The organism is Bacillus sp. MUM 13, from assembly GCF_001866725.1.
Lineage (GTDB): Bacteria > Bacillota > Bacilli > Bacillales > DSM-1321 > Peribacillus.
In genome coordinates, this window is record NZ_MLYQ01000100.1 from 1 (window position 1) to 24,559 (window position 24,559).

The following is a 24,559-nucleotide window of genomic DNA, read 5'->3' on the forward strand; positions in this document are numbered from 1 at the left end:
AAGTTTACGAAAACAGCTTTAATTGTTTAGAAGGAAAATGGAAACAGACAAATTTCTGTCAAAAAGAGAAGGGGAAACTTGAAAAAATTTAATAATTAAAGGACAATGAAGTTGTGATAAAATAGATGGAAAAGCTGTGCACCAAATTTGGGAAAGAGCTAAAATTCAATCAAGAACAAAAGGAGTAATAACGTGGAAAAAATATTAGTGTTCGGACATAAAAATCCAGATACAGATACAATTTGTTCAGCCATTGCTTATGCTGATCTGAAAAAGCAGCTGGGCATGAATGCAGAACCCGTCCGTCTTGGTGAAATTAACGGAGAAACTCAATTTGCATTAAGCCACTTCAACATGGATTCACCGCGTCTTGTTGAGGGAGTTTCAGCTGAAGCGGATACTGTCATTCTGGTTGATCATAATGAACGCCAGCAAAGTGCGGATGATATTGAGAAAGTGCGGATTCTGGAAGTAATCGATCATCACAGAATTGCAAACTTTGAAACAAGCGATCCGCTATATTATCGGGCTGAGCCTGTTGGCTGTACAGCAACGATCTTAAATAAGATTTACAAAGAAAACGGCGTCAGCATTCCAAAGGAAATTGCCGGTCTGATGCTTTCTGCGATCATTTCAGATACTTTGTTATTTAAATCACCGACCTGCACGGACCAGGATGTTGCCTGTGCACTTGAATTAGCAGCCATTGCAGGAGTTGAGGCAGAGAAATACGGTCTTGACATGCTGAAGGCAGGGGCCGATTTAAGTGAAAAGTCCATTGAACAGCTTATCTCGCTGGATGCAAAGGAATTCCAGATGGGAAATGTCAAAGCTGTTATTGCCCAGGTTAATGCCGTTGATACAAATGACGTTCTATCACAGCAGGATGAGCTTGAAAAAGCCATTTCTGAAGTCATAGAAGAACGCAGCCTGGATTTATTCCTGTTTGTGGTTACAGATATCCTGAACAATGATTCCGTTGGCCTTGCACTGGGTCGTTCAGCAGAATCTGTTGAAAAAGCCTACAATGTAACTCTTGCAAATAATACGGCAGTTTTAAAGGGAGTAGTTTCCCGCAAGAAGCAAATTGTTCCGGTATTGACTGAAGTTCTGGCTGCTGAAGTTTAAGAGTAATAAAAGGGTGCATCTCGTGAAATGAGATGCACCCTTTTTTAATTGGGCTCCGCTATGGCTTAAAGAAGATTATCCATCTAGAGCCTGAAGCGAAACTAGCCTGCTTTCAAGTTCATAGATAAACATTATCATTTTTCAAGATTGAGGTGCGGGGACGCATTACTTATCACTGGACGAATGGTCTTTTGTATCTTCCTTATCCCGTTCTTCCTGATTTTCCATTTTTATATCTTCCAATGGAAGGTCATCAATTGGCATAACAGTTTGATCTCTTTCCAGCTGTGTTTCACGATCTTCTTTAAATGCCTTGGATTTTTCGTTTCTTTCCTCCAAGTATTTTTCTTTATCCTTATTATGGCTCATAACAGATCTCTCCTTTTTCATGAGTTTTTTATCTTTTCCCCTATAAAAAATTGTCAAACACATAGTGCCTGCTCAGTGATTGTATAGCAGGGGTTCATGGGCTTATAAAAAAATCATGGGAAGATATACTAGAAACAGGGAAGGCATAGGGGTTTTTTGCATCCGGAATAGAGGTATACCTAAGGAGGAAGGAAGTGTTGGTTCTGGAATTTGTATTTATTCTTTTATACTTTGCGATCATTGCACTTGTTATAGAAATTTCCGTGATTCTTTTTAATATGACAGGAATGAAGACGAAGGTGTCACGGTTTCAGGTGATTTCCATGCTGACTGGCACCGGATTTACAACAGATGAATCAAGTGCCATCATTGATCATCCAATTCGCAGAAAAATAGCTGCATTTCTAATATTATTCGGGGCCTTTTCACTTGCAGTCATCATTTCATCCGTGAGTACCATTCTGTCTGACGATCTCAGGATACATGAACTCTCCATTATTTGCGGAGCATTGCTTGTCCTCCTTTTTATCGGCAAAACAAAATGGATTCAAAAACGCTTTGAAGGTAAAGTTACGGAGGAAATGGAGCAAAATTACCAAATGTATGAGCGTCCAATCAAGGATATTCTTTTTTTGAATGAAAATGATCTGGTGACCGACCTGGCGATTAAGGAAGGAAGCCCTTTAATCGGAAAAAAGGTGGGTGATATCCTTTCGGAAGATGATGATATTACTATCCTTTTTATTCAAAGAGGAGAAGTTCAGGTACGTAAAGGCCTGAATGGCTCTACCATCAACGAGGGAGATCGGATTTATCTGTATGGAAATAAAAACGAAATTGAGGAGAAATTCGAGTCGGAAATAGATAAGAAAAATTAAGGCAATTGTTGTATATTTTTTCTTCACTCTTCGATAACAGTAAAATGTTGCTATTTTTGTCCGATAAAAATTAGGACATTTGAAGAGTGAAGGAGACAGATATGAAGCTAACTATTTCTAGAAAACTGATTGGGGCCTTCGCTGTGGTTTTGCTTTTGCTGGGGAGTGCCACTGCATTAACAAACTGGCAGCTAGGAAAAATTGATCAAACCTATGAGCTGGTGTTCGATCAGAATATAAGGGACCTGCTTGCTGTTAAAGATTTAAGGGCATCCGTCATGGATCAGTCCAATCATATCAGGGGGTATTTAATAACTGGAGATCCTGTTTTCATTAATGATTATAAGCAGTCAGTCAAGATATTTGAGAGCACTTACAATAGACTGCTGAGCAGTACAGATGATAAAAAAGGAAAAGAACTGCTGAAGGATTTGAAGGATACCGATAAACAATATCAAGCTATGGTTAAAAGGGAAATTCTATTCAAACAGCAAAATAAAGAAGAAACTTATGTAAGCATAGTTCAAACCTCTGCTGCCGGCATGGGGAAAAACTTTTCCAATAAAACAGCCAGGCTTGTGGAATACCAGAAGCAGAAAGTGGACCAGGCAAGAAAGAATGCACATGATAATTCAAGTCACATTCAGGCGATCGTCTGGATTGTAAACATTTTATCTGTAATCATTGGTATTATACTGGCTATCAGCCTTGGAAGGTCCATCACAAGACCGATCCGAATTGTTTCCGGCGATTTAAAGGAGCTGGCAGCAGGAAACTTGTCAGGCCAAATGATATCGGTGAAAAACAAGGATGAAATTGGCGTTCTTGTCGGGGCGCTGAACCAAATGAAACAGGATTTAAGAAACATTATTGCCAGAGTCCAGGATTCCTCCCTGCAGGTTGCTTCAAGCAGTGAAGAATTATTGGCGAGTGCTGAACAAAGCTCTCAAGCAGCCCAGCAGATTGCAAGCATCACCCAGGACCAGGCTGGCGGGCTGGAGGGGCAGTTACAGCAATTTAACAAGGTATCGGATTCTGTTGATGAAATGTCCCAAGGAATGGGCAAGATTGCATCAGACAGTGAGGAAATGCTTCATGCAGCTGAACTGGCGGGCCTATTAAGCCAAAAAGGAAAGAAATCAGTGGAAGGCATCGTAGCACAGATGAAAAAGATCGATGAGACAGTAAAGGATGCAACGCATTCTATCCATCAGCTCGGCAGCAGATCGAATGAAATCAGCCATATTGTTGAAATGATTACTTCTATTGCCGATCAAACCAATTTGCTTGCACTGAACGCAGCGATAGAGGCGGCAAGGGCCGGCGAGCATGGAAAAGGGTTTGCAGTAGTGGCAGATGAAGTGAGAAAACTTGCTGAGGAGTCAAAAAAGTCCGCTTCCCAGATTCATGAAATGATTGGGCATATCCAAAGTGAGACATCAAGAGCAGTGGAAGCAATGAATGCGGGAAATAAACAGGTGTTTAATGGACTAGAGCAAACCAGCGAAGTTAATAACGCCTTCACCCAGATTTCAGGGTCAATCTCAGATGTATCAGAAAAGGTTGAGGATGTATCGTCATCGGTCAAGAATCTTTCATCAATAAGTGAGGGAATTGTGGGCACGATACACTCTGTGAAAGCTATTGCTGAAAACAGTGTCTTGGGGAGCCGGGAAAGCTCTGCTGCCACTCAGGAACAGCTAGCAACAATGGAAGAAATCACAGCTTCTTCAGCTACATTGTCTCAATTATCAGAAGAGCTGCAAACACTTGCAGCAAAATTCACAGTGGAATAACATGTAAGGGTTCTATCATCCGCCTTCTGGCTATTAATTGAACCTGGTTATTAACTGCGGCGTCATATAGTAGGGAGGCTTCCATCTTGTAGATGGAGGCCTTATCCATTTTTGGAGCGGGTTACCATAAATTTTTGCGATATACGGCAGATTTTCTTATAAGAAGGCTGTTTTCGTAAGCTTTGCTGCTATGAAACAAGGTGGCTGCAGGACAGCCGGTGAGTCCCCTTGCTGCGCCTGCTTAGTTCTCACCTGTTCTGCTCATCTAAGAAGGATTCTCGCACCTTATGCGCTTATAATGGGAAGGCGTCATATAACAAATTACAAAAACATCATTCTCTAAGAAAAGAGCCTTTAAGAATGAATGTAATGAGTGGTACAGCCATACATATAGTAATAATGGCGTTCAAATATTAGGTGCTGTTGTATGATAACCGTGTGCAGGATTGTATACATAAGGCATGGCCGGCAGAAGGCAGGGAGGAAGAGGCATCATGATATCAAGCTGGTTTTGGAGAGTTGTGTTTGCTGCGGGTATTTTATTTTTAATTCCTTATTCATGGCCATTGCTATTTGCTCTTGGCACAGCTGCCTTTCTTGAAAAGCTGATTGTCTTTATTATCCGTTCTTGGAGGCTGAACAGATTTTGGGCTGTTTTACTTACTTTTATCTGCTATATTGGAGGATTGCTGTCTGCCGTTTACTTTGCTGTTTCGGTGCTGGCAGGCCAAGTCGTCACGTTCGCAGAAAAGCTGCCGCGTCTAATTAAGGAACTTTACTACTCTGCAATTTTGCCTTCAGTTGGGCAGTGGGATAAATATTCCGAGAAACTGCCTGCAAATGTCATTTCTTCAGCAGAACGGGCAGTTGAAGGCGGTATCCGCTCATTGGAAGCCTTTCTGCAGGAACTCATGCAGGGTACCGTACAGCTGGCTGCACTTGTTCCGGGCTTTTTTATCGATTTTCTAATATATGTAATCGCCCTGTTTTTATTTTGTTTGGAATTCCCAGTAATAAGGAAAAAGGCGAAGAATCTGTTGAAGGAGACAACCTATCAAAAAATTTCTCTTGTCTGCAGCGATTTGAGTAAAGCAGCCATAGGTTTCCTGAAAGCACAGGTGTTTTTAAGCTTCATTACTTTTCTCCTTGCATACACCGGATTATGGATTCTTGGGGTACCATTTACACTTCTGCTTGCTTTCTTGATTATTTTGGTGGATATTCTTCCAATACTGGGAACTGGCTCAATGCTGGTGCCATGGGCAGTAATAGCTATCATTCAGGGAAACGGGCATTTAGGAATCGGGCTTATCATTTTATTTATCAGTATTACAGTGATCAGAAGAATTATCGAGCCAAAGGTATATTCAGCAAATCTTGGTTTAACTCCCGTAGCATCGCTGATCAGTTTATATTTAGGCTTAAAGCTGATGGGTTTTATCGGTCTCTTTATTGGGCCGGCTGCGGTCATTGTCTTTGAAACGCTAAAAAAAGCAGGCTTTATAAAACTGAAAATTAAAATGTAAGATTTAGCCCTTCCTGTACGTGGACCGCGACGCTCTTAATCGAACGCGGAAAATATGCTAGTATAAAATATACTGTATGCATATTATCCATTCTTGTCTGCAGGAAGGGAGGGAATCAATGGCGAAATCCATAATACTTTTTGTCCTGGCGGGTATTGCTGAAATTGGCGGTGGCTATCTGATGTGGATCTGGATTAAAGAGGGGGCATCATTCTGGCTTGGCATAATTGGCGCAATTATACTTGCCGTTTATGGAATCATTCCTGCGTTTCAAAGCTTTCCGTCTTTTGGACGGGTGTATGCAGCATACGGCGGGGTGTTTATCATTCTGTCGCTGCTGTGGTCATGGGCACTTGAAAAGAAGACTCCGGATGTGTATGATATGGCGGGTGCAATTTTATGCCTGGCTGGAGCGGCCATTATCTTATGGGGACCGAGACATATCTAGAGAGCATTGTTTTGCAGGGCTGTAAAAGAAAGTGTCCTGCTTAGGAGAAAATCAAAGAACCCGTACCAGCCGGTACGGGTTCTTTGCGTTAAGATACAATTTCAGTTTGCTGTACAACTGGAAACTCCATGACTTCAGAAACTTCAGCTGTGATTTTTGCTTTTTTGTAAATTTCAATGTACCGAATATGATGTTCTTCCATATCCGTGATTTTGAAATGGTAATCACCCTGCTGCAGGATATCTCCCTGCCTGGCTTCGTAGTTTTCCGTGAGCATCCAGCCTCCGATTGTATCGATATCTTCATCAGAGATTTCAAGTCCTAGGAGGTCATTTACCTCACTGATCAGAACCTTGGCATCCAATATATAATGATCTTCTTTCAATTTGCGGATCATCGGTATTTCATCCAAATCAAACTCATCGCGTATGTCGCCTACGATTTCTTCCAGGATGTCTTCAACAGTAACCAAACCTGAAGTACCGCCGTATTCGTCCATTAATATCGCCATGTGAATACGTTCCTTTTGCATTTTAAGCAGCAGATTATGGATAGGAATGCTGTCGATCACCCTGATAATCGGACGTACGAATTTTTCTATGGTTGTATCTGCTGGTTTTATTCGATCCGAAATCATTTCGGTGAAAAATTCCTTCACATTCACCATGCCGATTACGTGGTCCTTATCACCTTCAATGACAGGGTACCGTGTGAATTTTTCTTCCTTCATTGTTGCAAAGAAGTCCTCGAGAGTATCCTCGATGGATAATGCGGCAATTTCTGTCCGGGGCACCATGATTTCCTTAGCGATGCGATCGTCAAATTCAAAAATTTTATTCACATACTTAAACTCAGATTGGTTAATTTCACCATTTTTGTAGCTTTCGGATAAAATGATGCGTAATTCTTCCTCAGTGTGAGCGAGTTCATGCTCTGAAGCCGGCTGTAAGCCAAACATTCTTGTAATCAATCCTGCAGACTTATTCAGCAGCCAAATAAATGGATACAATATCTTGTAAAACAGGATTAATGGTTTTGCAGCGAGCAAGGTGATTTCTTCCGCCTTTTGGATTGCAAGTGTTTTTGGAGCCAGTTCCCCGATTACCACATGAATAAAGGTAATGAAGGCAAAGGCCAAGACAATCGAAAGAAATTCTGCTGCTGTCTCGGGAACGTTTAACTTATGAAATAAAGGAGCTAAAATATGTTCGACCGTCGGTTCTCCCAGCCACCCAATTCCAAGCGCCGTCATTGTGATTCCCAGCTGGCAGGCTGACAAATATTCATCGAGGCTTGAAATGACTTTTCTTGCCTGGAGTGCGTTATTTTTTCCTTCTTCAATCAGCTGTTCAATTCTTGAACTTCTCACTTTGACTATCGCAAACTCCGAAGCTACAAAAAATGCTGTCAAAGCAATTAAAATGGCGATAATAACCAAGTTTATTATGTCCAATAGTCTCCCTTTATCCGCCGGAATGGCGAATAAGGAGTCCACCTCCTATAATTTAAAAATATAGTTTGAATCAATTATTTTTTAGCTCCATTAAAGCTCTCTGCTGATTTTTTGGCCATTTCGTGGTCCAAGCTGCCTGGACTCCTGCCAAAGCGGCGGGGTTCCTGGAGCAAATTCAGCAAATTAGAAGAACAGAGCCTGGTTAAAAGACAGGCAAATACGTTCTGATAGGCGAAAGAAGGGCGGTATGTTCATTTGCATAACAAGCGCCTTTACTTTTCAGTCCGTACAAAGCAGGCTTTGCCAGCTTAAAGAAACATGCAATTTTTAATATCCCATCTTATCACCTCATCTGCAAATTAAGTAAATATCTTTATTATAGAAAAAGTATAAAATACCGTCAAATCGCTTAAATATCCAAAAAGAAGCTTATAACATAATATATGGCCGCTTTCTCCTCTATATTAGCTTTTTTTAGCTTATATGACAGACTGTTTTACGCTCTTCCTTAAGCTTTCTGCAGTTTTGGGCAAATTGCACCAATGCGGGTATGAGAGTAACGCCTTAATGAGCTGCTAAAATAAAAGATCAGCAATAACAGGGGCATTTGTTATAGAGTATTCAAAAAATAGCGAAGATGAATAGGGAGTTAGACTAAATATAAATAACCGCCATAACATGTAAAGAGGGACAAGGGAGGCTTACCATTTATATGCTGGAGAAGATAGGCGCAATGATCGCGGGCAGCACTTTACTTGCAGTCGGGATTAATTTATTTTTGGCTCCTTATCATTTACTTGACGGGGGATTGATCGGGATAGGTCTTTTGATTAATTATTACTCAGGATTTCCAGCAGGGCTCAGCATGCTCCTGGCAAGTATCCCCCTTTATCTATATGCTTGGCGGAACGAGAAAAAACTTTTTTTTAACAGTCTGCACGGGCTGCTGTTTTCATCTATATTCATCGACCTTTTTGCCGGTAAGAAAGTACCCTGGGATTTGCCCTTGTTCGCCAATGCTGTGATAGGGGGAGCCATCATTGGTCTTGGGATCGGATTGATGCTCCGGTATGAAGTCAGTACGGGAGGAACTGACCTGCTGGCACAAATCATTTCCAGTAAAATGGCGGTGAATGTTGGTGTTGTTATATTCATCATTGATGGAGCAGTGATTATTTGCGGTCTTGGACTGGTGGGTATAACGATTTTCTTGTATTCCTGCCTTACCATATTAACCGTAGGCCTTTTAACATCGGTCACAATGATGGATGCCTCAGGAAAATTGCAGGACTAATTTCTTAAAAACTGTCTTGCAGCAGGATGTGAGGGAACCGGCAGGGAATAATATATTAGCGAATATTTCTCTAATATCAGGGAAACTGATCTGGCGAAATTAATATTACATGTTTTAACATGTGAGATCCTGGGAATGTAATTTGTAAACACATAAATAAAATACTGAGGTGAGATGATTGGAAAATGAGCTGATTTTGAAATTTAGAAATAAAGGAGTGAAAATTGAAAAAACCAAGTCCAGGAATGAAATTTTTTCAAGTGTCTTTCAGTCCGATCCTTCTTTACTGGCTTTTCAGGCTTCTATTTTCGCAGCCCGTCTCTCATGCATTCACACTGATAAACAAAAAGTTAATGAGTTTTAACATTCAGCAGCATGCCTGATAAAATGGTATGCTTTTTTATTGTCTGATAAAACGGGATACTGATAGTGAATATTAACAGGTAAATTGCAGTAGTATTATTTAAGGACAAAATGAAAAAATATTTGCAAAAAAAATGGAGCAGCCTTATTGTGAAAGAGAAACAATAAAGAATAGGGAGTTAATTATGTCTGAGTTTATCATGAAGATATTAGAATTTTTTTCCGGACTGGGCTATTTTGGAATCATGCTCGGCCTAATGATCGAAATTATTCCTAGTGAGTTTGTTCTTGGCTATGGCGGGTTTTTGATAGGCAAGGGAGATCTTAATTTCTTTTTGGCCACTGTCTTTGGTGTTGTAGGCGGTACTATTGCCCAGCTGTTTTTATATTGGGCTGGTTACTTCGGGGGCAGGCCATTTCTTTTAAAGTACGGGAAATACATATTGATTAAAGAAAAACAAATCGATATGGCTGAGAAGTGGTTTGAAAAATATGGAGTAGGCGTCATTTTCTCTGCACGCTTCATTCCGGTTGTCAGACATGCCATCTCCATACCTGCAGGCATTGCGAAGATGTCCTGGGCTAAATTCACTTTGTATACCGTCGCAGCCCTCATTCCATGGACTGTACTGTTTTTGTATCTTGGGATGGTATTGGGGAGCAACTGGAAGGATATTAAAGAAAAAGCTGCTCCAATTGTGCTGCCGGTCATGATTTTGGCATTTGTAATCGCGGCTGTTTATTTTTTCTGGAAGAAAAGGCGAACACCGCCAATTGTGACAGTTCCAAGGAAGAATAAAGATTAAATGCATATACCCAGCGGGATTTTTATGCATGAATACTTCCTCTATAATTAGGATAAAAAAGGAGCAGCCAGGGATGGCTGCTCTTTCGTTCCTATATATTATAATTCAGTTGAATATTCCTCCTGCAGCGGGAGCTTTTCCACCTTTTTCGTTACTTCGATAAACTTAATGGAGTGATCTTCCATTTCCAGAACCTTAAAGCAGAACGAATCACTTTCAATAATATCACCGATTTTAACATCATAATTTTCTGTCAGGATCCAGCCTCCGATAGTATCTACATCTTCCTCGTTCAGGTGGATGCCGAGAAGGTCATTGACTTCTTTCACAAGTAATTTTGAATCAATGATATAGTGTCCGTCTTTAATTTTCCGGATGGAAGGCACTTCATCGATGTCAAATTCATCCCGTATATCTCCGACAATTTCCTCAAGTATATCCTCGACAGTTACAAGACCGGATGTACCGCCATATTCATCCATAAGGACAGCCATATGAATTCTTTCTTTTTGCATTTTCAAAAGCAGATCGTGAATGGGTGTGTTTTCCATGACTCTAATAATAGGCCTTATATATGAATCCAGTGTTTCAGAGGCAATGTTTTTCTTTTTTACAATGTCAGAAAATACTTCTTTAATGTTAATAAGCCCCACAACATGGTCTTTGTCACCCTCAACGACAGGATATCTGGTGAATTTTTCCTCTTTGGCAGTGTTAATGAAATCCTGTATGGTGTCATCCTTAGCCAGGCTGACAATTTCAGTCCGGGGAACCATGATTTCTTTAGCTATTCTGTCATCAAATTCAAAGATATTATTTACATATTTAAATTCCGATGAGTTTATTTCGCCGCTTTTATAGCTGTCTGATAAGATAATACGCAATTCTTCTTCAGAGTGGGCGATATCGCTTTCTGCAGCAGGCTTGAGCCCGAATGCACCTGTCACCAGGCGCGATGAATGGTTCAATATCCAAATGAAAGGAAACATGATTTTGTGAAAGAAAATCAGCGGTTTTGCAATCAGAAGACTAACTTGTTCAGACTTTTGTATGGCGACCGTTTTCGGAGCCAATTCACCGATCACTACATTAAGGAAAGTGACGACAGAAAAGGCAATCAGGAAGGTGAGGATTTGTACAATGCTGTTCGGAATATCCATTTTCCTGAGCAAAGGTCCAAGGATGTGCTGAACGGTGGGCTCCCCCAGCCAGCCAAGCCCTAAGGCTGCAATGGTAATTCCGAGCTGTGTGGCAGATAAGTACTCGTCCAGATTGGTGGTCACCTTTCTGGCTGCCTTGGCTTTCGGGTTTCCTTCTTCCACCAATTGATCAATCCTTGATCCTCTAACCCTGATGATGGCAAATTCAGAAGCTACAAAAAAAGCTGTGAGAGCAATTAAAAAAACGACTAAAAGTAAGTTTATTATGTCCAAAAACGCTGGGACCGCCCATTGGAAAGTGAATTTGATAATAATCAACTTCCCCTACAAGCTGTCCCGGTCACCTCCCGGGGCAATGAATGATATTTATACGCGGTATTGACTGCTTTTTAATATTAAATGGCCTTACGGCTAATCCTGCTTGCTGATATTTATGGCCGCTTTCACCGAAAGGCCTCTTGAACCCTCCGTTTAACGAAAAATTTTCTTGAGTTTGCCTGCTAGCTTTATTATTCTATTGTACTGCGCATTTTATTTCATGCAGGACAGGGCTTGTCCAGTTTGTAACTAGTATAAGGAAAAAGATATGCACCAGTCAAAGGTTACGGTTTCCCTGTATAGAGGGCCGCTAATTTTGGAATACCCCTAATCAGGCAGGAATAAACGATTTGGAAACAGGATTGCGGGAAGGATAAAAGTGAAACGGTCCATAAAAAAACAGCTCCAATGGAACTGCTGATTTTTTTATGGATGTATTTCATAATCCAATCCTGGTTTAACACATGGAGTATGTATGGTAAAAGTCGTCAGTGAAGCAGAAGAGGTACAGCTTAATGTGCCGTTGTGTTTTTCGATAATTTCCCTGCAGACAAATAATCCGAGTCCTGTGCCTGTTTTTTTCGTGGTGGTAAATGGTTCGAAGATAGTAGAAATAATGTCATCCGGAATTTTCGGGCCATTGTTTGCAATGTGCAGCGTAAGATAGCCTTCAGGGTTTTCCTCGCCGGTTATGCTTATGGATGGCAAACTGATATTTGAAATGACATCCAGTGCATTTAAAATGATATTAATAAACACCTGTCTGAATTCTTCTTTAGCTCCATGGATATAAAGGCCGTCTGGAATACTGACCGATATGGCAGCATTCACCTCAAGGATGGCAGGATAAAGGAACTCAATAACTTCATTGGCTAATTCACTCACAGAAAAGAGTTTCGATTCATATACCAAGCTTTCTTTTTTTGATAAATTCAAAAATTGCGTAATCCTGTAATTAAGCTGTTCCAACTCTTTTGAAATGATATCCAAATATTTGATTTCAGCATGCTCTGATTGCAGAAGTTGAACAAATCCCATGATTGAAGTAAGCGGATTCCTGAATTCATGAACAAAGCTAGACGTCATTTGGCCGAGCAGTGTGAGCCTGTCCTTATGGGTCTGGCTCAGAAAATTATACTGTGATTCTATAATTTGTGTTTTTAGCTCTGAGTAGTGTGAAACTGCGTAAAAAATACACTTGTCAAAACATTCATTAACCCGCAGCAGCACATTACAGAGCTCTTCAGGTTTTTTTTGCAATTCAGCCAGCCGGTAGTAAATAATGGATCTGCCGAGTGAGCAGTTATGGATGAATTCATCAATATGTATATTTGCCTTGTAACGTTGTCCGGCAACAAGATGGGAGTAGCTTTTAATATATTCGTCCACCAAGTTTTCCGGCTCACTTAGGGACTTGATGATTAAATCAAAAAAACGCTCCCTATTTTCTGCGATATTCTCCATATATGGGTCATGTGAGGAAATCATGATCCTTTCATTCCATTCTGAAACAATACTTTCCTTATAGAAAATTAAAAAGTCAATAAATGTTTCATTAATAAACACCATTGTGGCCTCCGACTAAGGTAAATTATAAGATTATTTCGTCCTAGTTCTAATTCTATAGTATAGAAAAAAAACCCTTTTTAACAGATAAAAATGTTCTATAGTAGAATATTAAGGATTAAAGTCAGTTTCTGCAGAAATATAGTGCTTGTAAATTCCTGAAACACGTAGTATATTTCACTCGAGGATAAAAAAATATAGTAATCCACAAGGGGAGCCCTTAGGCTGAGAGTGAGCGATTTAGTTCAGACCCTATGAACCTGTTAGTTAATGCTAGCGTAGGGATGTGGTATTGGATAAGAGCAATAAAGGGAATCCATTACCGCCCTGTATTGCTTTTTTTTGCATTGGCAATAAAAACATACAGGCACGCTCTTGTAAGCTTCTCACTGGGGAGAAGGAGGAAAATATGCAAAATAAGACATTGTTTATGGTTGAAGTGGCTGTCTTCGCTGCTTTGGCACTGCTGCTCGATTTAGTATCTGGTTTTATCTTTTCAAGAATATGGCCACAAGGAGGTTCGGTATCCATAGCGATGGTCCCGATCTTTCTGATGGCATACCGCTGGGGTGTAAAAGGAGGGGTTGTGACAGGGCTGCTTTTGGGTCTTCTTCAAATCGTTATTGGAAACCCGGTTATTGCTCATCCTGTGCAGGGTTTTCTTGATTACTTCCTTGCATTTTCCCTCGTGGGAATATCAGGGATATTCATGAACAAAGTTGTCACAAGCTATAAAGATGGCCATACAGGCAAAGGGAAAATGTACGGAATAGCCGGCATTCTTCTTGGAAGTTTTCTTAGATTTTTATGCCATTTCACTTCAGGCATTGTATTCTTTGCGTCATATACGCCAAAAGGACAGAACGTGGCTGTTTACTCATTGGTATATAATGGCACGTATATGCTGGCAAGCTTTATCCTGTCAGCGATTATCGTGGTGCTGTTATACTCGGGAGCTTCAAAGGTGCTGATTAAAAAGTCTTTTCAGGCATAATATGGTGATGGTTTTTTTTATCGGCATGCAATGATGTTCCTCGGGAAATATTATTGTGCTTAAATCATGCAGAAATCTTGTTTTTCGGTTGCTTCCTGAAGCGGAAATCAGCAGACGAAACAGACGAAGCCTATATAAAGCAATGATGCACATGACTGTATATTCTATGATTATGGCCCAAAAGAAGAAAGGGGCTCGCCTATATTCAGGCGAGCCCCTTTCTGTCAATCTACCGGACGGTCTTCAAAGGGATATTTTACAATGGCGGGCGATTTTGGATCAGCTATTTCATAAGCTGATGATCCGACGATCTTAGCAACTTGAAGCAATTTCTTTTTATCGATTTTATCCAGTGTATCTGTCGGCTGGTGATACCATGGTTCGACAGGCGAATGAATGAACAAGGCAGAAGGGATGCCAAGCTCATGGAACGGCTGGTGGTCGCTGCGGCCTAATTCACCATAAGGAATGGTTTCTTTGAATATTTCGTAGCTGTATTTAGCGCCAAGATCTGTAACCAGGTTTTTCTTGCCGTCAATTGTATACATAATCAAGCCTCCGGCTGGCTTGCCTTTACCTGCATCGCGTCCGCCAATCATGTCCATCTGGAAGTGTGCTACCATCCGGTCTGTGTCTGTCTTTGGTAGGTGTGCAGCATAGTAGGATGATCCGACAAGGCCTCTTTCTTCAGAGCCGAATGTCAGGAAGCGGATTTCGGTGTCTGTTTTTTCTTTGGAAAGTACTCTTGCCAGTTCGAGGACAGCTGATACTCCGGAAGCATCATCGTTAGCGCCGGGTCCGCCGTGGACAGAATCATGATGGGAGCCTATGGTGATAACCTGGCCGGTTGTCTTTTTGGAAGTGGGTTTCATGCTGGCAATAACATTGTAGGAGGTTTTTTCTATTTTTTGAATATCAACGTCCAGAGTCGCAATGAGCTGCTCTGTTTTTAGCTGCTCTGCAAGCTTCAGCCCGGAAGCCCGTGTGATGGCAACGGCTGGAATATTCTGCCCCTCGCCGGCCTGTCCAAATTGATTGCCTTCTGCAGAGTTGTTAAACATAATAACTCCAGCAGCTCCTTTGGCAAGAACATTTGCTATTTTCTCAATGAAAGGAATGTCTCCCCGCTCAACCAGTGCGATTTTCCCTTTTACATCGCCAATTTCTTCTGGCTTTGCTTTGCCTGCATATACGAGTGGGGCAGTAACTTTTCCGCTTCCGCTTCCGCTGAATGCATACGGTTTTTCTTCAATATCCTGGCCGGCAATTTTTGCATATGCGTGATTTGTTTTAAAGTCATAAATAGGGAAGGGCTGAATTTTTGTCTTCAGGCCAAGCTTCTTGAACTCATTTTCTATGTAATGTACGGCCTTCAGCTCCCCTTCCGTACCAGCTTCACGGGGCTGTTTCGAAAGCAATGCAATGGTGTTGTACATTCTGTCTGCACTGAGTTTCTTAAGGAAGCTGTTTTGTACGGTTTGCTCATGATGGACAACAGGCTTCTTTGCAGCTGTAGCCTGTACGGTCCCGCCAGTCAGGACTAGGCCGGCAGCGAGTGCTAATCCCATAGATTTACGCTTCATAAAATTCCTCCTCAATTAAAATAAAATTCTTTTTAATTATTATAGATGACAGAATATTTGTAAATTTAATTAATTCAGCAAATTTTGCGGATTTTCCGGAAGAATTGTTTGATAGTCTCGGAAAAGGTCGGAAAGATAGGGGAAAAGGCCAGCAGGAACAGGAGGGCTTTTCCCGAATGGAGAAAAAACATTTTAGGTGCAATTGAAGAAAAATAAGGCTAAATGGCTAGTAAAAGAGATTTAATTCAAATATGAAAAGAATCAAATTATCCAGTGCAGATAAATCACCCGCTTGGGATGAAGACTTTTATGGCAACATGGTGTTCCATGATAATCCAATGACTTCTATCCTGTTTGTCACAGCTTTAATTAGCTGTACATAAAACCTGTGATTTTTTCTGGAGCAGGTGCAGATGCCATCCGGAAATCACATGATTTACATGAAAATCCTCTTCAGGAAAAAGTAGAAATGTAATTTTAGTTTTTAGAAGAATATTTCTTTCTATTTTCTTTTGTTATGTAATATAATGATAAATATCAAATGTAAATGATAATCATTTTCATATCATAAATTGACAGGATAATCTGTCATTGAGCTATATTAGAAACAGGCTTCCAGCGGGCAGCCTAAAAACATATATTAAGATACATTTTTCACTGTTTGGGGGGATCAGCATGTTAACAGGCTTAAAGGCAGGGGAAAAAGCAGTGGTTTTTAGCATGGTAAAGACAAACCAGCTAGTAAGAAGAAGGCTGCTTGATTTAGGGATTTGTGAAGGCTCTGAGGTTTGCCTTAGATGCATCATGCCATTTGGCGGACCTTACATGATAGAATGCAATGGGCAATCTGTTGCCATCAGGCGCAGGGATGCTGACGAGATAGAAGTAGAGCGGGAATTGGCATGAGCATTGCACTGCTTGGAAACCCGAATACAGGAAAAACCTCACTATTCAACCACTTAACAGGTTCATATGAATATGTAGGAAACTGGAGCGGTGTAACGGTAGAAAAAAAGGTGGGCACATTAAAGCATTCAAGCGGAAAGATTATTGATTTGCCAGGTGTATATACTCTCAATCCTCTTTCACGGGATGAAGGAGTTGTCACTCAGTTCTTTTTGAATGAAACGTGCAATACTGTGCTGAATATACTGGATGCCTCCCAGCTAGAAAGAAACCTTCATTTGACCATGCAAATCATTGAATATGGAAAGCCGATTGTTATTGGTTTGAATATGGGCGATGTTGCTGATAAACGAGGAATTAAAATTAATGCAGGTAAGCTGAGCTCCATTTTAGGATTGCCTGTTGTTCCGATAACCGCAAGAAATGGGTCAGGGTGTGACGAACTTGCAGAGGCAGTCGTTCAAGAAAACGTGCAGGTTTCATTAAGCTCTTTCATTGATTATGGACAAGCAGTCGAGGAAGGCATTGCTCTTTTGGGAAAACAGCTGCCTGAAACACGATTATCTGTCCGCTGGCTGTGCCTTCAGCTTTTGGAAGGGAATCCTGATGTAAAGCATTATCTTGGTCAATACGCTGATCATCAATGGCTTGAGGAGTTCATTTCTGTAATCAATCAAAAAGTCATAGCTGCCGGGAATTCGAAAAGCGTTGAATCTTATATATATGAAACAAGGCAGAAGAAGATAAAAGAAATCGTTCATGAAGTGATGGAGCGCAAAGAGACAAAAACACTTACCTTGACAGATCGCGTGGATGCGATTGTGACAAACAAATACCTTGGCATCCCTATTTTTTGCGGCGTCATGTATCTCATGTTTATGCTGACATTTGACTGGTTTGGCTTTCCGTTATCCAATGCCCTGGATGCCTTCATGTCAGGGCCGCTGACTAAAACGATTACCCTGATCCTGAATGCAGCAGGTGCATCCGGATTTATTAAATCGCTTATTTTGGATGGAATTGTAGCCGGTGTGGGCGGAGTGCTTGTATTTGTGCCTCAAATCTTTATTTTATTCTTATTTATATCCATCCTTGAGGATTCAGGCTATATGGCACGGGTGGCACTGGTGATGGACCGGCTGATGGAATCTGTCGGGCTGAACGGAAAAGCATTCATTCCCATGATTATCGGATTTGGATGCAACGTTCCCGGGATCATGTCTGCAAGAACAATTGAACAGCCTAAGGAAAGGCTGCTGACTATCCTGCTTACACCTTTAATGTCCTGCTCGGCCAGGCTGCCTGTTTATACACTTTTTGCCGGCGCGTTCTTTGTGCACAATAAGGCTTTAATCGTATTATCGCTTTATTTGCTTGGAATAGCAGTCGCACTTGTTCTGGCAAAGATATTTTCTTCCACCATACTAAAAGGTGAAAGCTCCTTTTTTGTAATAGAGCTGCCGCCGTATCGCATGCCTCAGGGAAAAGCCCTTTGGAGAAGCACGTGGGATAAGGGAAAGGGCTTTGTCAAAAAGGCTGGAACATTCATTTTTGCAGGCTCCGTTTTTATTTGGCTGCTTTCTAGTTCCGGCCTGTCCGGCTGGGGAGTGAATATGGATGATAGTTTCCTTGCCATGATTGGCGGTACGGTTGCTCCACTGCTGGCACCTTTAGGATTTGGGACCTGGCAGGCCGGAGCATCGCTGATTACTGGATTTTTAGCAAAAGAAGCGATTATTTCATCGATGAATATTATTTACCATACTTCAGGAGATGTTCGCCTGCAGGGATTGCTGGGTGATTTCTTTACACCGCTATCAGCATATAGCTTCATGGCATTTATCTTATTGTATATCCCTTGCCTGGCTACTACTGCGACTATCTTCAAAGAAACCAGCTCTAAGAAATGGACGTTCTTTGCTGTTGTGTATGCTTTAATACTTGCCTACATCATTTCGATTGCCATTTATCAAGGAGGAAAATTATTTTTCTGACAGGAGGCAGCTTCATGATTAATTTCATTTTAGGCGCATTGATCATTGGATATGCATCATGGGCCATGTATAAATTCATCAGCAAATCTAAACAGGGAAAATGCGGTGCTTGTGCGTTAAAGAAGTCTTGTTCATCAGATTGCAGTACAGGCCCGATAAAAAATAAAAAAATAAATGGATTTTAAGCTGCCAGTACATGGCGGCTTTTATTTCTTGGCAGAGGCCTTAAGAGGCGGTGAGAGTGTGAATAAGCAGGATATTATTGAGATAGTCTCCGACAAGATCAAGCTTGTCAGGGTGGAAATGGGTTATACACAGGATAAAATGGCGGAAATAATCGGGCTGTCAAAAAAAACTCTGGTTCAAATTGAAAAAGGAAGAACCCGGGCTGGCTGGACGGCAGTGATTGCCATATGTGCGCTTTTTCGCGAAAGTTATGTTATACAATCTTCCTTTGGAGGAGATCCGCTTGAAGCGGTTGAAACGGTCGCCAGGGCCGGTGCAGATTTTAAAAAGGAAAAAACAATGGGCGGCAAGGTCTGGTGGAAGGAAGTATATTCCAAATATGGATTTGTGCTTCAGCAAAATATGATCAGCCAGCATTACCGTATATTGGATGAGGATAATTACCGGCTTTACAGTACAGCCGACAAACAAGATGCAGTACAAAGATATCATGAGCTGGTAAGGGAGGCTGAATAAACCAAGTTGAATTTGATGCAGATAATCGGCGGCTGCATGGTGCTGATGCAGCCGCCAGTCAAAAGCTGAGCCTTGTGGAAACAGAAGTTTAGATCTGGAGATGTTAAGCACTATTTAGCTATCAGGACAGGACAAGATGCATCCTTAATTATGGAGCTCCCGGTGCTTCCGGTGAACAATTTTTGAATCCCTGATTTTCCGCTGTTTCCGACTATAATCACATCTGCACCAATTCGCTCAGCGTAGCTGCTGATGCTTTCTGCAGGATTCCCTTCGAGTATTTCAAAGTTCCCGTCTACGCCGTTTTCGCTCAGGATACTTAAGCAGTGGCTTTCCGCTGCTGCCACACTATTTGAAACTACAAGATGTGTATTAGCATCTCTGTTAAAATTATTCTCAACCGGCAGCACAGGATGCATTTGAGTCGGATCAATATAATAGCCGTCATTTGCTAATCCGGCAGATCCTGGATTCCCCACGGCTCTTTGCTCTACTCTTTCATTATAAACATGGACAATAGTAAGATTGGATTCAGGAATTCTTTCTTTGAAGTAAATTCCGTATTCGATGGCTCTTTTTCCTTCATCAGTGCCGTCATAGGCAACTACAATTTGTTTAAAAGCAATGGACATATGTTTCATCTCCTGACATGAATATTTATTAGGCTCTGCCTGACTTGCCTGGTGATTGCCGCTCCCGGTGCCAGACTTTCTGGAATCTAATGACTTTGCCGCAATCAGCAAAGTGCTTTAACGAAGCCAAAATTCGTATTTTTCGGATTAGTTTTTTAATACCCCATTTTACGGAAATTATCCATGTTCCCTGGAAATGATGAAAATGATAGGGGATTTTAGTAAATATTAAAAAGCAAACGGATATAAAATCAGTTTTTCCGTCATATTTAAAACACTATGAGAAAAAAGTACCATTACATACCGGAAAAAAAGCACTATAATTGTGGCAAGCGAAGTGAAAAGGGGTGGTTGAAATAATACATGCCAATGTTCATCCGACCATAAGACGATGCCTGCAGCACTTGGAGGTCATCGGGACAGACCATAAAACAAGACAGTTAGTATATATGTATATGGAGACATTATGCAGGGAACTCGCCACCGGAAAATCGAATCAAATAAAAGAGGCAAAAGTACAGAGGCCATTCATTCTGTAATGACATAAGCATGAATCCTGCAAGGCAGCCGTTTAATCCGCGGCTGCTTTTTTTGGTCCAATATGAACGGCTGCATGATAAAAAGAGATAGTTTAGATGATATTAGGAAAAATATATAAAGAGCATCAACTAAAAGTGGGTAAAGGAATTAAAAGCTGTTAAAATTGGTTTTGCCAACGCAAAAATAGGGAGGCATTATGAAAAGAGTCGAAAGAAACAGAAAAAAATATAGAAAAAAAGCATGGCCGCGTATTTTTGCGGTCTTCTGCATTATTGCAATAGTGGCGGCTGGATTTTCAGCCTTTTACAGGCCGAAAATCAATTTAAATGATAAACTTGCCCGCCCTACGGAAATTTATGATGGGAAAGGCGTGCTTGCAAGCAGGATTACGTCAAATAAAACGGAAGGCGTTCCAATTGAAAAAATTCCAGTATCTATGAAAAATGCTGTGATATCAATTGAAGACCGCCGTTTTTATGAACATCATGGCATTGATTATCAAGGCATCATGCGGGCTCTCTTAACAGATATTAAAGCAAGGGGTGTAGTTGAAGGAGGAAGTACCATTACACAGCAGCTTGTAAAAATATCCTTATTGAAACCTGAGAGGACCTTTAAGAGGAAATGGGAAGAATTTTTCCTTGCCCGTGAAGTGGAAAGAAAATATAAAAAAAGCGAAATTATGGAAATGTATTTAAATCAGGTATATTTTGGCCATGGAGCTTGGGGAATCCAAAAAGCTTCAGAAATTTATTTTGGGAAAGACCCGTCAAAATTGACCTTATCGGAGAGCGCTGCACTTGCCGGAATGATCAATGCACCGTCAGCCCTTGACCCCTATAAACATATGGATAAGACCATTGAGCGGAGAAATCTGGTTTTATCCAGAATGAAATCCAATGGAAAACTGAAAAAAGGTGAATATTCACAAGCGAGAAATGAAAGGTTAATACTTGATGGAAGAAACCTTAAGGATCCATTAAAGGAGAAATTCCCTTATTATGTGAATCAGGTTCTTCGTGAAGCAGCTGGAAAGTATCATTTGAAAACGGATGAACTGCTGAGAGGCGGTTACAAGATTTTCACTGCCCTTGACCAGGAAATGCAAGCGGATGCAGAAAATGTTTATAATAATGAGCTTGATTTTCTGGATCGTTCAAACAAAGGAATCGTACAAAGCAGTGCAGTATTAATGGACCCAAAATCGGGCGGCATTCAAGCATTAATAGGGGGACGGGGGGAACATGTTTTTCTGGGATACAACCGCGCATCCCAGCTAAGAGCCCAGCCTGGATCTGCTATGAAGCCGCTCGCTGTTTATACCCCTGCACTAGAGGAAGGTTATGAAATCACAAGTGAGTTAAAAGATGAAAAAATGAAATTTGGGAACTATGAGCCATCCAACCTTAATGGTCAATATGAAGGGCAAGTTCCCATGTATGAAGCAGCCATGAAATCCCTCAATGTTCCTACTGTCTGGCTGCTTAATGAAATAGGAGCTGATAAGGGCGTTGATGCTCTCAGAAGGTTTGGGATACCGCTTGATAAAAAGGATAAAAGTTTAGCTCTTGCGTTGGGCGGGATGGATAAAGGGGTTTCACCGCTGGATATGGCAGAAGCTTACTCGGCATTTGCCAATAATGGTACACGGTTAGATGCCCACACGATTGTCAAAATTGAAAACTCTGAGGGGAAAGAAATCGCTCACTGGACAAAGAAGAAGACAAAAGTGACAACAAAAAAGGTTGCTGAGAAAATAACCAGTATGCTCCTTGGTGTTGTTAAATACGGGACAGGAAAGAATGCGTCTGTTCCAGGTTATGAAATTGCCGGTAAGACAGGCTCTGCCCAGGCAGTAATAAATGGCAGGGACACTGGCGTTAAGGATCAATGGTTTGTAGGATACACGCCAAAATTGGTTGGTGCTGTATGGGCAGGAACTGATAAAACTGATGCTAGCAACTATCTGACAACGCACAGCAGTGAAGGGGCTGCCATTGTATTTCAAAAAATCATGTCAAAGGCTTTGGCCAAAGAGCAACCCGAATCTTTTAATGTACAGGATATTGGGACTCTCATTGAAGAAAGGCAAAAGGAAAAAGAACAGCAGGATAAGTGGAAATACTGGCTGGAACAAGGCGGAAATCTCAAAAAGAACATTGACAAATGGAAGAATAGAATTTTTAAATGGAAATAGCACTGCTGAAAGCAGAAAAATAAGCCGTGTGCTTCTGAACACGGCTTATTTTTCTGCAATTTCCTGCTTATTGCAGATGGAAGTTATTCCAGGAAATTAAAAAAAGCCGCCATTTTTAAAAGGCAGCCTTCATATGTTGTTCGCGGAATATCATTATATCTGTATAGTCTGTTCGGGATTGGCAAAAAATTTAAATTTATCATTTTGCCAAATAGTTGATGAGTGGCAGCAATCCTTTATGCTTTGGAGGGTTTCCTGAACATTGGCTCCTTCAATGATTACTTTGATATCTGAACATTCATTAAGCGTGAGCATGAAGGATACGAGACTTGAAAGCTTGGCAGAATCAACGATTTTTTGTTTGCACATGAAATACGCAGTACTCCCGGAATTTTTGGTAATTTGGTGCAATTCCATTAATTGTCTCATGGTCAGCTTCTTATTTAATGATATTTCAGTGGAAATCAATTCACTCATCATGTTTTTCTCCTTTTGTTAGTGGTATTTTATATGATAATTTTTAATTGGTAGGGTTATGGTTGATATTTACCCTGGGCGCATCTTTTAAAACCTTTGATGTGCAGAAAAAATGCTATTGTAATAAAGTGAATTATTATTAATGAAAATTTCTTGAAGAAATGGCTTACGCACTTTACTGATTGAACCGGGAATCAGCAGGCAAGTTAAAAAAAGATTACTTTGGAGGGTGAAAGCAATATGCTTACGCTAATAAAAAATGGAGAAGTATATGCCCCTGAATATATTGGGAAAAAGGATGTACTGCTTGTTGCCGATAAAATAGGGTTTATAGAAGATGAAATTGAAATTCCAGAATCCTTTAATCAAGTCAAAGTCATCCAGGCATCAGGTAAGCTTGTAGTACCGGGTTTTATAGATGCCCATGTTCATATTATAGGCGGCGGAGGCGAGGGAGGTTACAAAACAAGAACACCGGAAATCCAGCTGACAGATGCAACACTTGCAGGCATTACTACACTGGTTGGAGTAATTGGCACAGATGGAACGACAAGAACCATGCCTGCACTGCTTGCCAAGGCAAGAGCTCTTGAAGAAGAAGGAATTACCTGCTATGTGCATACAGGCTCTTATCAAGTGCCAGTTAAAACGTTAACCGGAAAAATAGAGGATGATTTAATTCTAATTGATAAAATTATCGGAGTAGGGGAAATAGCCATAGCAGACCACAGATCATCACAGCCTTCAGCGGAGGAAATTGCAAGACTCTCCTCAGAGGCACGTGTTGGAGGCTTGTTATCCGGAAAATCAGGAGTTGTCAATATCCATGTTGGAGACAGTATGGATCATCTTGAAGTGATTGAGCAAGTCGTAGAAAATACCGAGGTGCCAATCAGCCAATTCTATCCGACACATATTAACAGAAATCATCATTTATTTCATGCAGGAATTAAATATGCAAAAAATGGCGGATATATTGACTTTACGACAAGTACCATCAAAAAATTCATTGAAGATGGAGAAGTGAAGGCAAGTACTGCTCTAAAGCTGGGACTTGAAGCAGGTGTGGACATCAGCAGAATGACCTTTACATCTGATGGGCAGGCAAGCCTTCCCGATTTTGACAGCGCCGGAAGATTAGCAGGGCTTAGTATAGGAAAATGCATGTCTTTATATGAAGCTGTTAAGGATGCGATCACTATTGATGGAGTATCGGCAGAGAATAGCTTTCGGGCAGTTACAGAAAACCCTGCAAATATTTTAAAACTTTCCCAAAAAGGGAGAATAGAAGCTGGAAAAGATGCAGATATTTTGCTCATGCATAAAAAGACATATCAAATTGAAACGGTATTTGCCAAAGGGAGGATGATGGTCGAAAATGGCCGAGCCTTGATAAGGGGAACGTTTGAAGAGGAATAATTATTAATAA

At 40.9% G+C, this 24,559-nt stretch carries 23 protein-coding genes, 1 pseudogene and 1 riboswitch; of the genes and pseudogenes, 17 read left to right on the forward strand and 7 right to left on the reverse strand.

Annotated elements, in window-relative coordinates; all coding sequences use genetic code 11:
* Nucleotides 1-192: 192 nt before the first annotated feature.
* Nucleotides 193-1,128, forward strand: coding sequence for a manganese-dependent inorganic pyrophosphatase (locus BIV59_RS19220; RefSeq protein WP_071353074.1), 936 nt, complete (start codon nucleotides 193-195; stop codon nucleotides 1,126-1,128).
* Nucleotides 1,129-1,293: 165 nt separating this feature from the next.
* Here the strand turns inward: BIV59_RS19220 and BIV59_RS19225 are convergent, their stop codons facing one another.
* Nucleotides 1,294-1,497 (reverse strand): hypothetical protein, encoded by a 204-nt coding sequence (locus BIV59_RS19225; protein ID WP_071353110.1) that lies wholly within the window; start codon nucleotides 1,495-1,497, stop codon nucleotides 1,294-1,296.
* 197 nt (nucleotides 1,498-1,694) lie between these two features.
* On the opposite strand from BIV59_RS19225, the gene BIV59_RS19230 reads away from it, so the two are divergent.
* From BIV59_RS19230 to BIV59_RS19245, 5 genes and pseudogenes are all read left to right on the forward strand, one after another.
* The gene (locus tag BIV59_RS19230; protein WP_240501951.1) at nucleotides 1,695-2,375 is read left to right on the forward strand and encodes a TrkA C-terminal domain-containing protein; all 681 of its coding nucleotides are present in this window, start codon (nucleotides 1,695-1,697) and stop codon (nucleotides 2,373-2,375) included.
* 101 nt (nucleotides 2,376-2,476) lie between these two features.
* Nucleotides 2,477-3,226: pseudogene (locus BIV59_RS24550) on the forward strand (CHASE3 domain-containing protein); the annotation flags it as partial.
* Nucleotides 3,221-4,171 (forward strand): methyl-accepting chemotaxis protein, encoded by a 951-nt coding sequence (locus BIV59_RS24555; RefSeq protein ID WP_481747451.1) that lies wholly within the window; start codon nucleotides 3,221-3,223, stop codon nucleotides 4,169-4,171. The pseudogene BIV59_RS24550 and the gene BIV59_RS24555, both read left to right, overlap by 6 nt.
* 494 nt (nucleotides 4,172-4,665) lie before the next feature.
* A complete protein-coding gene (ytvI, locus tag BIV59_RS19240) occupies nucleotides 4,666-5,697 on the forward strand; it encodes a sporulation integral membrane protein YtvI (RefSeq protein WP_071353076.1) in 1,032 nt (343 codons plus the stop codon).
* Between the two features lie 118 nt (nucleotides 5,698-5,815).
* Nucleotides 5,816-6,145, forward strand: coding sequence for a YnfA family protein (locus tag BIV59_RS19245; protein WP_071353077.1), 330 nt, complete (start codon nucleotides 5,816-5,818; stop codon nucleotides 6,143-6,145).
* A gap of 88 nt (nucleotides 6,146-6,233) precedes the next feature.
* Here the strand turns inward: BIV59_RS19245 and BIV59_RS19250 are convergent, their stop codons facing one another.
* Nucleotides 6,234-7,598 (reverse strand): hemolysin family protein, encoded by a 1,365-nt coding sequence (locus tag BIV59_RS19250; protein WP_071353078.1) that lies wholly within the window; start codon nucleotides 7,596-7,598, stop codon nucleotides 6,234-6,236.
* A 712-nt stretch (nucleotides 7,599-8,310) separates the two neighbouring features.
* Here BIV59_RS19250 and BIV59_RS19255 point away from each other — a divergent pair.
* The 3 genes from BIV59_RS19255 to uptA all read left to right on the forward strand — a co-directional run bounded on the left by BIV59_RS19255 (nucleotide 8,311) and on the right by uptA (nucleotide 10,061).
* Complete coding sequence (locus tag BIV59_RS19255; RefSeq protein WP_071353079.1) at nucleotides 8,311-8,892, forward strand: YitT family protein; 582 nt, start codon at nucleotides 8,311-8,313, stop codon at nucleotides 8,890-8,892.
* Between the two features lie 196 nt (nucleotides 8,893-9,088).
* Nucleotides 9,089-9,256, forward strand: coding sequence for an Lmo0850 family protein (locus BIV59_RS24560; protein ID WP_481747452.1), 168 nt, complete (start codon nucleotides 9,089-9,091; stop codon nucleotides 9,254-9,256).
* Between the two features lie 184 nt (nucleotides 9,257-9,440).
* A complete protein-coding gene (uptA, locus tag BIV59_RS19265; RefSeq protein WP_071353081.1) occupies nucleotides 9,441-10,061 on the forward strand; it encodes an undecaprenyl phosphate transporter UptA in 621 nt (206 codons plus the stop codon).
* A gap of 98 nt (nucleotides 10,062-10,159) precedes the next feature.
* Here uptA and BIV59_RS19270 read toward each other — a convergent pair whose 3' ends face one another.
* The gene (locus BIV59_RS19270) at nucleotides 10,160-11,494 is read right to left on the reverse strand and encodes a hemolysin family protein (protein ID WP_071353112.1); all 1,335 of its coding nucleotides are present in this window, start codon (nucleotides 11,492-11,494) and stop codon (nucleotides 10,160-10,162) included.
* 471 nt (nucleotides 11,495-11,965) lie between these two features.
* On the reverse strand, nucleotides 11,966-13,108 hold the full coding sequence (locus tag BIV59_RS19275; protein WP_071353082.1) for a sensor histidine kinase: 1,143 nt from the start codon (nucleotides 13,106-13,108) through the stop codon (nucleotides 11,966-11,968).
* Nucleotides 13,109-13,305: 197 nt separating this feature from the next.
* Nucleotides 13,306-13,407, forward strand: a riboswitch (TPP riboswitch).
* 107 nt (nucleotides 13,408-13,514) lie between these two features.
* Here BIV59_RS19275 and thiT point away from each other — a divergent pair.
* Nucleotides 13,515-14,099, forward strand: a complete 585-nt coding sequence (gene thiT, locus BIV59_RS19280; protein WP_071353083.1) for an energy-coupled thiamine transporter ThiT — start codon at nucleotides 13,515-13,517, stop codon at nucleotides 14,097-14,099.
* 224 nt (nucleotides 14,100-14,323) lie between these two features.
* On the opposite strand, the gene BIV59_RS19285 is transcribed toward thiT, so the two are convergent.
* Nucleotides 14,324-15,682: a M28 family peptidase gene (locus BIV59_RS19285; protein ID WP_071353084.1), complete on the reverse strand. Its 1,359-nt coding sequence runs from the start codon at nucleotides 15,680-15,682 to the stop codon at nucleotides 14,324-14,326.
* A gap of 675 nt (nucleotides 15,683-16,357) precedes the next feature.
* On the opposite strand from BIV59_RS19285, the gene BIV59_RS19290 reads away from it, so the two are divergent.
* Genes BIV59_RS19290 through BIV59_RS19305 form a run of 4 tightly spaced genes read left to right on the forward strand, consistent with a single transcriptional unit; the run spans nucleotide 16,358 to nucleotide 19,284 of the window.
* Nucleotides 16,358-16,588 (forward strand): FeoA family protein, encoded by a 231-nt coding sequence (locus BIV59_RS19290; RefSeq protein WP_071353085.1) that lies wholly within the window; start codon nucleotides 16,358-16,360, stop codon nucleotides 16,586-16,588.
* Entirely contained in the window at nucleotides 16,585-18,582 is a 1,998-nt protein-coding gene (feoB, locus tag BIV59_RS19295) for a ferrous iron transport protein B (RefSeq protein WP_071353086.1), read from the forward strand. Before BIV59_RS19290 ends, feoB begins: the two co-directional genes overlap by 4 nt.
* A gap of 14 nt (nucleotides 18,583-18,596) precedes the next feature.
* Nucleotides 18,597-18,767, forward strand: coding sequence for a FeoB-associated Cys-rich membrane protein (locus tag BIV59_RS19300; protein ID WP_071353087.1), 171 nt, complete (start codon nucleotides 18,597-18,599; stop codon nucleotides 18,765-18,767).
* A gap of 58 nt (nucleotides 18,768-18,825) precedes the next feature.
* Nucleotides 18,826-19,284 (forward strand): helix-turn-helix transcriptional regulator, encoded by a 459-nt coding sequence (locus BIV59_RS19305; protein ID WP_071353113.1) that lies wholly within the window; start codon nucleotides 18,826-18,828, stop codon nucleotides 19,282-19,284.
* Nucleotides 19,285-19,394: 110 nt separating this feature from the next.
* Here BIV59_RS19305 and BIV59_RS19310 read toward each other — a convergent pair whose 3' ends face one another.
* Complete coding sequence (locus BIV59_RS19310; RefSeq protein WP_170846197.1) at nucleotides 19,395-19,916, reverse strand: universal stress protein; 522 nt, start codon at nucleotides 19,914-19,916, stop codon at nucleotides 19,395-19,397.
* A gap of 347 nt (nucleotides 19,917-20,263) precedes the next feature.
* Here BIV59_RS19310 and BIV59_RS23330 point away from each other — a divergent pair, with 347 nt between their 5' ends.
* Together BIV59_RS23330 and BIV59_RS19315 are read left to right on the forward strand one after the other, a co-directional pair.
* Entirely contained in the window at nucleotides 20,264-20,455 is a 192-nt protein-coding gene (locus BIV59_RS23330) for a hypothetical protein (RefSeq protein ID WP_139194419.1), read from the forward strand.
* Nucleotides 20,456-20,652: 197 nt separating this feature from the next.
* Nucleotides 20,653-22,653 (forward strand): transglycosylase domain-containing protein, encoded by a 2,001-nt coding sequence (locus BIV59_RS19315; RefSeq protein WP_071353088.1) that lies wholly within the window; start codon nucleotides 20,653-20,655, stop codon nucleotides 22,651-22,653.
* A 153-nt stretch (nucleotides 22,654-22,806) separates the two neighbouring features.
* Here the strand turns inward: BIV59_RS19315 and BIV59_RS19320 are convergent, their stop codons facing one another.
* Complete coding sequence (locus BIV59_RS19320; RefSeq protein WP_071353089.1) at nucleotides 22,807-23,130, reverse strand: hypothetical protein; 324 nt, start codon at nucleotides 23,128-23,130, stop codon at nucleotides 22,807-22,809.
* Between the two features lie 240 nt (nucleotides 23,131-23,370).
* On the opposite strand from BIV59_RS19320, the gene iadA reads away from it, so the two are divergent.
* Nucleotides 23,371-24,549, forward strand: coding sequence for a beta-aspartyl-peptidase (iadA, locus tag BIV59_RS19325; RefSeq protein WP_071353090.1), 1,179 nt, complete (start codon nucleotides 23,371-23,373; stop codon nucleotides 24,547-24,549).
* Nucleotides 24,550-24,559: the final 10 nt, after the last annotated feature.